This window comes from Microbacterium sp. NPDC076911, assembly GCF_040687125.1.
Classification (GTDB): domain Bacteria; phylum Actinomycetota; class Actinomycetes; order Actinomycetales; family Microbacteriaceae; genus Microbacterium.
The window spans coordinates 496,277-505,274 of record NZ_JBFBMP010000001.1 but is presented as its reverse complement, the minus strand read 5'-3'; the positions used below and the strand labels follow the sequence as shown (position 1 = coordinate 505,274).

The window sequence follows — 8,998 nt, the reverse complement described above, 5'->3', positions numbered from 1 at the left end:
GCCGTAACCTCACCCGGATACAACTCAAAGTCCGTGTCGTTCAAAGCCCGCACATGACCAAACTGACGAGACAAACCCCGCGCCTCCAAAACCGGAGTAGCCATATCAGCTCCTTTCCTCATTGTTGTGAGCGAGGTCTTGATGGCCCCTTAAGAACGCCTGAGCGACGTCCTCGAATGTGTCCGCCGAGCCCGCATGGAGCGCATAGGCGGCAAAAAGCGCGGCACCGTAAGCGGTGCTTTCGTCGTGAGATGACACCGTGATCGATGGCAGCACCGTGCGACGGGCGCGCACGACGCTGTCCATCTGCGCCCAACCTCCGGTTAGCAGGGTCGAGGTCGGTGCGCTCACCTCACGGTTCATGGTCTCGAGCAGCTCTTGGCACACGTCGTTGCCGTGACGCAAAGCCGCGGTAAAGAGTTCTGCCGGCGAAAGGTTGTCGCTCATACCCACAATTTTCAAGACGCCGTCGTGGTTCTGCGCGCCATTGATAGTGAGCCCGCCTGCCACGAGACGCCCCTCAACGGGAAGTTCCATCACCTGAGCATCGAGTACCGCTCGGCCGGATTCATCACTAATACCGAGGAGTTGCAAGACCCGTCGCATCAGGAGACCCGATTTGGTTCCCGCCAAAAGGAGATACTTCCCGGGAAGTACGTGGCGCACGGTGTTGATGCCAGCCAACGCGAGTCTTTCGCGGGCGGCGAAAGGCAAGACCTCGTCGAGCACGCGCACGAGAGCTTCGGCCGTGCCCATCGAGTCATAAATCTGCCCACTCGACGTGGCGCCAGCGACCACGGCGGAAACGACGTGGTCGTGTCCGGCAACCGTCAAAACGGCGTCCTGAAATGCGGAGGGCATGCGCTCGTCACTCACGGTGCCCGCAGGCGAGCCGGCAGCGACGCGCGGGGCCAGTATGTCGGCTTGTACTCCGACGACGTCAAGCGCCGCTGGCCAGGGGGTGCTGTCGTCCTGATCGATCATTCCGGTGCGTGACACCAGCGAGTTTTCCGCGACCCGCGAGCCCCCCAGCGCCGACACGATGAACTCAGGAACGTTGAGAAAGGTCTTGCCCGCCAACGAGATTCCAGACTCACGCAAATACAAGAGCTTGGAAATCGATGCCAACGGACCGACAGGAAGGCCCGTGCGCCCCGGAAACTCCGCGCGAAAATTTGCCGGCGTCGCGAGAATCTGCTCGGCACCGCGGGGGTCAAACCACGCCATGATCGGGGCGCTCGGCACACCGTCCGCGTCGAGAAGCACTCCGGCCTCGGCCATTCCCGAAACGCCGATCGCGTGCACCGTGTAGTCGCCGCGCTCACGGAGGGCGGCATCGGCTCGTGCGGCGAGCGCGCGAACGGTGCCGATCGCTTTCTCCGCCGCCATCTCGGCACGGCCGCCATCGAGGTTCGTCCAGGGAGACCGTTCGCTCACAACCAGCACTTGCTCGCCTTCGCGTGTAGCGATCAGAAGCTTGATGCTGGTCGAGCCAAGATCGAGCCCCGCAACGTAAGACGTCATCGCACAGTTCCCTGGTGCAATGTTGCGGGCCAGCCGCGCCCGGGTGCCGCGACGAGCACTTCCGTATCACCCTCGATATGCCAGGTCCCCAGTGCGTGCGGAATGGCGTATGCCTGTCCGCCGGCGAGCGAGGCAGAACCGGTTTCCCCGACCAACTCACCTTCGCCGCGTGTTACCAGAACAACAGCCACTCCCGCAGCGTGCTCCGCAGTACGAGTGCCTGCGCCGTGTGCGCTCTCGAGAACAAAATGCGGGTCGGCCAGCGAGGGCAATAGCGAACGGAAGTCGCGCGCAACGGGCTGTGAGCCGGTCGTGCACACGAGCGCTGCCAGTTCTTGCGGGCGCAGCTGGCTGGTTGAAACCGAGGGCATGACCGCGTCAAAGCCGAGGTCAAGGTGAGACTCTTCGCGCGTGGATGTGGTGATCGACCACTCAAGCAGAATCGAAAAGTCGGTCGGCTCCTGTACCTCGGCGACGAAGATACCACCGTCGATAGCGTGTGCGGTGCCAGCAGGAACAAGAATTCCCATGCCTTCCTGCACCACCACACGATTCATGTGGGCCAGCATCCACTCGCTGTCTTGCGCGTCTCGGCGCACATCGAGCTCAGCCCGATCGATGTCTTGGTTCCAACCGACGTAGACGGCACAGTCGGCTTCGGTATCCAGGACGTACCAGGCTTCGGTCTTGCCGTAGGGGCAATCAAGGTGCGACAACGCGAAACCTCGCTCGGGGTGCACGTGCACAGGGAGCCGTTGGCGCGCATCGAGCAACTTGACCAGAATGCCGAGATCGTGCGCATTTCGCCCTGTTTCCGGCCCCACCCACGCGCCGGAGTCAGCGGCCACGATGTCACGCAGATATGCGCCTGACTCGGTCAGGGCAAGGCCCACAGTTTCGTCGCCGAAGCGCGACACCGTTGAGCCCAGCCATTCTTCCGGCTGAAACTCGGTCTCGGCCTCGATACCGCGCAGGGCTGCAATGCGATCGCCGCCCCGGTAGAAGTGCTGCACGGGGTTCGGGGGAAGAAGGACGGGATTCATGAAGCTACTCCGGGTGCATCGGCGCGCAGCGCGCGCAGGTCAGAACGAGGGGGTGTTTCTCCGGAGCCACGCTGCACGATGCGCGTGGGCACAACCGTGTGCTGGGGCTCCGCGTCGGTAGCGCCGACGAGGGCAATCAGGCGTCGATAGGCCGCCTCGCCGATATAGCTCGGGTCTTGATCAACACAGCTGATGCCGGGGTTGACGATCGATGCAAGATCGAAGTCGCCGAACGAGATCAACGCGGGCATGGCCACGTCATCGTTATGAACGGCGCGAAGGGTTGCCATCGAGGCAAGACTCGTTGCGCAAAAAACAGCCGTCGGCGCGTCGGGGCGGCGCAGAAGCGTGGTCACCGGAGCAACTACTGCGGAATCATGCTCATGTGAGATGACCAGCGACTCATCGAAGTCGATGCCGGCCCCAGCAAGCGCACTCTTCATACCCTGCAAACGAGCAGCGACCGTGGGGTATCCGATGGTCCCCCGCACGAAACCGATTCGACGGTGGCCCTGTGCGATGAAGGTGCGTGTGGCCTCCAGCGATGCACCGAAGTCGTCGACGACGACCGAGTCGATCCCCTCGCGGGAGCGGTCAATACAGACCGTCGGAAACTGACCTTGCAGGTCACGAAGTTCATCACTGGTGATTCCCACGGGGGCCAAGATCAGTCCGCGCAAGCGGTGGCCCATGAGGCGCTCCAGCTGCGCTCGCTCTCGCGACTCCTCGTATCCGGTGCTCGCAAAGAGCACGCTGAGCCCGTCGGCGAGGGCAAGCTTCTCGATCGAGCTCACTACAGCCGAGAAGAACCCGTCCGAGATGGAATCGATAATCACACCGACCGTGTCGGTGCCGCCGCGCTTTAATGCACGGGCACGTACATCGGGAATGAAATCAAGTTCGCGAATCGCTTCGATGACGCGATCCCGGGTGCCTGGCAGAACGCCAGACTCGTCGTTGACAACGCGAGACACCGTTTTGATGCTGACTCCGGCGCGCGCGGCGACGTCGGTGATACGCGCCCGGATACGGGGCGCCACACCTTCAGTGCGCGCAGGCTCATCGTGCATCATTGCATCCTCGACATCGTTGTCATGCCCGGATTTCCGCGCCTTGCGGATCCGATTGGGCAATCATGCGCGATACTCGACAACGTTGTCAAGCACCGTGACCAAATTTTTGTCTTTTCGCAGCGCGGGTGACGCCGCGCTACATCGCGCCGGGTATTTCCACAGCGAGCCGTACCCCCAGCCGCCGTTGCTCGCCGGGTGCGAGAGGCACGAGCATTCCCCGTTCGCGCGCATCGGCCCGACCATGAATCGTCGGCGTCGTCGCCGGCTCAATACCCAAAACGTTGTGCCCCGCCCCCGCCACGCGCCACTGAAAGAGTCCGGGAAAAGCGTGTGTGTTGAAGCCGATGCGCACTCCGAAACCACTGCGTGCACGCACCGCGACGTCGACGTCGCGATCCACCGGTAATTCATGCCGGAAGACGTGCTCGGGATACTCGTCTGATAGCTCCGGAAAGGTTGACCACGTCGACAGTCCGCGCTCGGCGACTGCGTCGCGCGCCTGCACATCGAGTGCAGGGCTTGTCAGCTCTGTGCCCTCCGCCACGAGCGGCCAGCCGAGGTTGAGATGGTACAAAACCATGGGAGCGACGGGCGAGCCACTTCTGTTGGTCACGGTGTCATCCACGGTGACCTCCAACGATCCGACCTCCATGCGGATGCGGCGGCGTAACTCGAGATGCATGCCCAAAACGCTCGCCTCGCTCACTACCCCCTCTACGATGATTTCCTCGTTCGTAGCCTCGGCTCGTGTGACGTTGGCCGACAACGACGAGTACCGCCCGTGCATCGGATGCGTCTGCCCGTCATCGACCACGGAAGGGCCGAAGTTTAAAAGCCCACAAGTCGTGAGGATTCCGCCACCGAACCCGCGGAGCCACCCGAGCCCATCTCTATCACCGCTGTTGAGGCCGGGAAATCCTGTCGGCGATACCCACGCCAAGGGCACGCCTGCAATGCGAAGCTGCCCGAGATCAAGACCTCGGTCAGGCAGGATCTCGAGGTCAAGCAACCCATTGACGATGCGAATCCGACGCGAGCCAGCGTCGGGCCCGTTGGTGCGGGTGGATGCCTCGATAGCCACTGCTTGCGACAGTGCCCCCAGCCGATTGATCGCCTGATCTACCGGCCGTCCGTAGAGATTCTTTGCCATGATCGCTCCTCCGCGTGGTGGTCCGCTTCAGCGTCACGGTAACACCGACGCACGGGACGCCTCGCATATTCGATTTCGGAAATCCGCAATTGACAACGTTGTCTCACGAGGCACATACTGTCAGCAGGCGCAGAGCAGCGCCCCCTCACACCACACGGAGAATGCACTCGATGTCGAAGTACCGCCTCAATCGCCTCTTCAATGCACGATCAGGTCGCGCCCTCGACGTCGCCGTCGATCACGGCGCTTTTCACGAGCACTCATTCATCGCGGGCATCGAAGACATGCCCAAGACCGTGGCGACACTGGCCGCGGCCGGCCCCGATGCGATCCAGCTCACGCTCGGCCAGGCGCCGTTGCTGCAGTCGATCCCCGGCAAACAAAAACCGGGTCTCGTCTTGCGTACCGACATCGCCAACGTCTACAACAATCCCCTCGAGCCCATCTTGCATAGCGTCCATGTTCCCGACGCCATCGAGGTTGCCGTGCGCCTGGATGCGGTCGCGGTGTGCGTGAATCTTCTGGATTTGCCAGGTCACCCGGAAGTGCGAGAACAGTGCATTCGTTCCATCCTGGCCCTGCGCACCGACGCAGAACGATGGGGCATGCCGCTCATGATTGAGCCGCTCGTCATGCAGACCGCAACGGGCAGCGGCGGGTATGCAGTCGATGGCGACACGAGCAAGATTGTGACTCTCGTACGCCAGGCGCGCGAGCTGGGTGCCGACCTCATCAAGGCCGACCCCACCGATGACATCAACGACTATCACCGGGTCATTCAGGCCGCGGCCGACACTCCCGTCTTGGTTCGCGGGGGCGGCAGGGTCGATGACCGCACGCTACTCACCCGCACGCGCGCCGTGCTCGACCAGGGCGCGCGCGGCATCGTTTATGGCCGCAATGTCATTCAGCATGCTAACCCGGCGGGCATTACGGCGGCACTCATGGCGGTAGTTCACGAAGATGCCACGACAGATGAGGCACTCGCACTCGTAGGAGCACGCGCATGAGCGGCGAGGTTGTCAATGTCGGCATCATCGGTGGCGGCCTCATGGGGCGCGAGATCGCGGCCGCCCTGCGGCGCTGGCCCGCGTTGATCGATCACCCGGCCGATCCTCGCCTTGTGGCCGTGTGCGATATCAACCCCGACGCCATGGAGTGGTTCGACACAATCTCCACCGTCCGCCTCAAAACCACCGACTACCACGAGCTTCTTGCAGACCCCGAGATCGACGTCGTCTACGTCGCCGTGCGTCACGACTTGCACGAGCAGCTCTACATCGACACGATTCGTTCCGGCAAAGCGCTCCTCGCCGAAAAGCCATTCGGCATTGACCGCTCAGCTGCAGACGCCGTGATGAAAGCGATCGCCGCAACTCCGAAATCTTTCGTGCGCGTGTCGAGCGAGATGCCCTTTTTCCCGGGCGCTCAGTGGGCCGTCAACTACATTCAATCGGGCGCTTTGGGTCGCATTGTCGAAGCGAAATGCGCGTTCTTGCACTCGAGTGACCTCGACACACAAAAGCCGCTCAACTGGAAGCGTCAACAGAAGTTTTGTGGCGAAGCCGGTGTCATGAACGACTTGGGCATGCACACCTGGCATGTTCCCCTGCGCTTGGGGTGGAAGCCTGAACGCGTCATGGGAATTCTGCAGGACATCGTCACCGAGCGCCCCGGCCCCGACGGATCGCCCATGCCGTGCGATACCTGGGACAACGCCGTTATTCACAGTTGGGCCTCACACGACGGATCCCCTTTTCCCCTCACCACCGAAACAAAACGCATCGATCCGGGCGAGAAAAACACGTGGGAATTCGAAGCGATCGGCATGTCTGGCGGCGTGCGATACAGCACGAAGAACCCTAAAGAAGTACAGGTCTTTGCCATAATCGATGTGCCCGGTGCCGGGCGTGAGCAAAGTTGGCAGCGCATCGATGTGGGGTCCCAGGCCGTATGGCCGACCGTGACGGGCGGCAATTTCGAGTCGGGCTTCTCCGACGCAATTCTGCAAATGTGGGCTGCTTTTCTTGCCGAACGCGCGGGCAAGCTCGGCAAGGGCTTCGGCGCCGCGCGCCCCGAAGAAGCGGCGCTTACTCACCGCATCTTCGCCGCCGCAAAACAGTCGCATGAGAGCGGTTGCTTTACGCCGCCCCACGAGTGAAGCACGCACGCATTGCCTAACATAGAGGCAGACAAAAGTGCGGGGTGCGGTTGGTGAAGAAAAGCGGCAGGCCAACCATGGTCGATGTTGCGGCACATGCCGGCGTCAGTTTGAAGACGGTGTCGCGGGCAATCAACAGCGAACCCCACGTTGACCCCGTGTTGGCCGCGCGCGTCGCCGCTTCGGCGGAGGTGCTGGGCTACCACCGCAACTCGCTCGCGGCGAGCCTTCGCTCGGGCGCGCGCGACACCATCGGCTTTCTCTCTGCCGATTTATCCAACTCGTTCTATTCGCACATCGCCGCGGCCGCCAGCGCGGTCGCCGTCGAGCACGGCATGCAGCTCATCGTGGCCTCCAGCGAAGAAGACGCGAATGCCGAAAAGGCACTGGCGCTCGATTTTTGCCAACGGCGCGTGGGCGGCCTGATCGTTGTTCCCACGGCATCCGATCATTCCTACCTCGCCACCGAGATGGAACGCGGCACGCCTTCGGTGTTTGTGGACCGCCCTGCGCACGGCATCGACGCCGATCAAGTGCTACTCGATAACCGCGGCGGAGCCTACGCCGCGGTCAAAGAACTGTTGAGTGCGGGACACGAGCGCATCGCGCTGCTGTTCGACTCTCTCGATATCTACACGATGGCCGAACGACGCGCGGGAGCCTGCGCAGCGTTCGCGGATGCTGGCCGCGCCCTCGATCCACGCCTCACGGTATCGGGGCTCCACACCCCCGAGGCGGCACGCGCCGCCATGGAGCGAATCCTTGCCCACGAGCCGGCACCCACCGCTGTTTTCTGCGCAAATAACCGGGTGACCATCGGTGTACTTGAGCAGCTCCTCCCCCTTCGGTCCGATATCGCGCTGTCGTGCTTCGACGACTTCGAACTCTCGCGCGTGCTCCCACGAGCAATCCGCATCGTCGACTACGACACGGCAGAACTCGGCAGACGCGCAACAAAAATGCTCATCGAACGAATCGCGACGGATGCCTCCGCCAAGTCATCCACCGAACTTCTGCCGACCCGTCTCATCACGCGAGGCGGCACCTCTACGCCTGGCGGGTAATCGTCACTGCGACGTTGAGCTTGGCATCGAACGAGCCCGCGTATACGCCACGCAATGGCGGAATGTCGTTGTAGTCGCGCTCGCGACCCACCAACACGTGGCGGTCGCCGATCTCGATGTTGTTGGTCGGGTCAAAGCCCTGCCATTGCCCCGCAAACCACTCGACCCACGCGTGAGACTCACCCTCAACGGCCACACCGACCTCGGATGCTTCGGAGTGCACACCCGTCACATACTCGACCGCGTCGCCAATCGCCAGAGCAATGTCGGAAGCGGCGCGGCCCGGATTAGTGTGGCGACCAGCGATGGACTTTGCAATGTCGATGACTTCGGGGGGGGGGCGTGCGATCGCTCTGCACGAGCTGTTCGACGGTTTCTACGCTGCGCGCCGCATCGCGGGTCAAACGATCTCATGTGAGGTCGTAGTGCTCGAGCGGCCGCGGACGCACCCCGACGAGCGAACGCGTCGTGATCCACAGGTCTGAGTGCCCCGCCGCACATCAACGACCGACACACGCGTGCCGAAGTAGTCGATGTAGAAGTGCACAGCCGTCGCCGGCGATATGTCGAGCAACGATGTCAGTACGAACCGGCTGTTGGCTGAATGCGGGTCTCTGGTCGCGTGTACGGAACGAGTGCTCGCCAAGAAGCTCAAAAGCATCCACTGAGCAGTTGACGCTGAACACCCGACACCCAACCCCCGCCTGATACGCACTCCAATTCTCAGACGGTAGGGCGGGGTTGTAATTTTACAACCCCGCGCAGCGCCCGTGAACCAGACCCGCACCGTGACCGATCGTCCTCGGGTGTACCGCAGTTTGCCTTTTCACTGTGGCCATTTTGTGGCCAGCTTTGCTGCTCTCAGTCTGGCCTTGAGGCCGCATCCCTGTATTCACGGGGATTTTGTAGGGCGGGTGGGACTTGAACCCACGATCGTCGGGTTATGAGCCCGCTGCCTTGACCAGCTTGGCCACCGCCCCGTA

At 62.4% G+C, this 8,998-nt stretch carries 8 protein-coding genes and 1 tRNA gene; 3 read left to right on the top strand and 6 right to left on the bottom strand.

The annotated features are described in order from the left end of the window. Positions 1-105: 105 nt before the first annotated feature. The 4 genes from AB0O81_RS02460 to AB0O81_RS02445 form a co-directional block, all read right to left on the bottom strand. Positions 106-1,524, bottom strand: a complete 1,419-nt coding sequence (locus tag AB0O81_RS02460; protein WP_363580836.1) for an FGGY family carbohydrate kinase — start codon at positions 1,522-1,524, stop codon at positions 106-108. Next, entirely contained in the window at positions 1,521-2,567 is a 1,047-nt protein-coding gene (locus AB0O81_RS02455; protein WP_363580834.1) for a hypothetical protein, read from the bottom strand. The genes AB0O81_RS02460 and AB0O81_RS02455 overlap by 4 nt, the downstream gene beginning before the upstream one ends. Then, entirely contained in the window at positions 2,564-3,637 is a 1,074-nt protein-coding gene (locus AB0O81_RS02450) for a LacI family DNA-binding transcriptional regulator (RefSeq protein ID WP_363580832.1), read from the bottom strand. Before AB0O81_RS02450 ends, AB0O81_RS02455 begins: the two co-directional genes overlap by 4 nt. Positions 3,638-3,776: 139 nt before the next feature. Then, complete coding sequence (locus tag AB0O81_RS02445) at positions 3,777-4,790, bottom strand: aldose 1-epimerase family protein (protein ID WP_363580830.1); 1,014 nt, start codon at positions 4,788-4,790, stop codon at positions 3,777-3,779. Between the two features lie 170 nt (positions 4,791-4,960). On the opposite strand from AB0O81_RS02445, the gene AB0O81_RS02440 reads away from it, so the two are divergent. The 3 genes from AB0O81_RS02440 to AB0O81_RS02430 all read left to right on the top strand — a co-directional run bounded on the left by AB0O81_RS02440 (position 4,961) and on the right by AB0O81_RS02430 (position 8,015). Further along, positions 4,961-5,800: an aldolase gene (locus tag AB0O81_RS02440; RefSeq protein ID WP_363580828.1), complete on the top strand. Its 840-nt coding sequence runs from the start codon at positions 4,961-4,963 to the stop codon at positions 5,798-5,800. Then, complete coding sequence (locus AB0O81_RS02435; RefSeq protein WP_363580826.1) at positions 5,797-6,951, top strand: Gfo/Idh/MocA family oxidoreductase; 1,155 nt, start codon at positions 5,797-5,799, stop codon at positions 6,949-6,951. The genes AB0O81_RS02440 and AB0O81_RS02435 overlap by 4 nt, the downstream gene beginning before the upstream one ends. Positions 6,952-7,028: 77 nt before the next feature. Then, a complete protein-coding gene (locus tag AB0O81_RS02430) occupies positions 7,029-8,015 on the top strand; it encodes a LacI family DNA-binding transcriptional regulator (protein ID WP_363580824.1) in 987 nt (328 codons plus the stop codon). Here the strand turns inward: AB0O81_RS02430 and AB0O81_RS02425 are convergent. After that, positions 7,999-8,238: a transglutaminase family protein gene (locus tag AB0O81_RS02425; protein ID WP_363580822.1), complete on the bottom strand. Its 240-nt coding sequence runs from the start codon at positions 8,236-8,238 to the stop codon at positions 7,999-8,001. The two genes, AB0O81_RS02430 and AB0O81_RS02425, sit on opposite strands and share 17 nt — an antisense overlap. A 683-nt stretch (positions 8,239-8,921) precedes the next feature. After that, positions 8,922-8,995 (bottom strand) — tRNA-Ile (locus tag AB0O81_RS02420). Positions 8,996-8,998: the final 3 nt, after the last annotated feature.

What these genes read in the sequence shown, in the direction of transcription:
- AB0O81_RS02460 (WP_363580836.1), bottom strand. Translation starts at nt 1,524, where the DNA reads ATGACGTCTTACGTTGCGGGGCTCGATCTTGGCTCGACCAGCATCAAG.
- AB0O81_RS02455 (WP_363580834.1), bottom strand. Translation starts at nt 2,567, where the DNA reads ATGAATCCCGTCCTTCTTCCCCCGAACCCCGTGCAGCACTTCTACCGG.
- AB0O81_RS02450 (WP_363580832.1), bottom strand. Translation starts at nt 3,637, where the DNA reads ATGCACGATGAGCCTGCGCGCACTGAAGGTGTGGCGCCCCGTATCCGG.
- AB0O81_RS02445 (WP_363580830.1), bottom strand. Translation starts at nt 4,790, where the DNA reads ATGGCAAAGAATCTCTACGGACGGCCGGTAGATCAGGCGATCAATCGG.
- AB0O81_RS02440 (WP_363580828.1), top strand. Translation starts at nt 4,961, where the DNA reads ATGTCGAAGTACCGCCTCAATCGCCTCTTCAATGCACGATCAGGTCGC.
- AB0O81_RS02435 (WP_363580826.1), top strand. Translation starts at nt 5,797, where the DNA reads ATGAGCGGCGAGGTTGTCAATGTCGGCATCATCGGTGGCGGCCTCATG.
- AB0O81_RS02430 (WP_363580824.1), top strand. Translation starts at nt 7,029, where the DNA reads ATGGTCGATGTTGCGGCACATGCCGGCGTCAGTTTGAAGACGGTGTCG.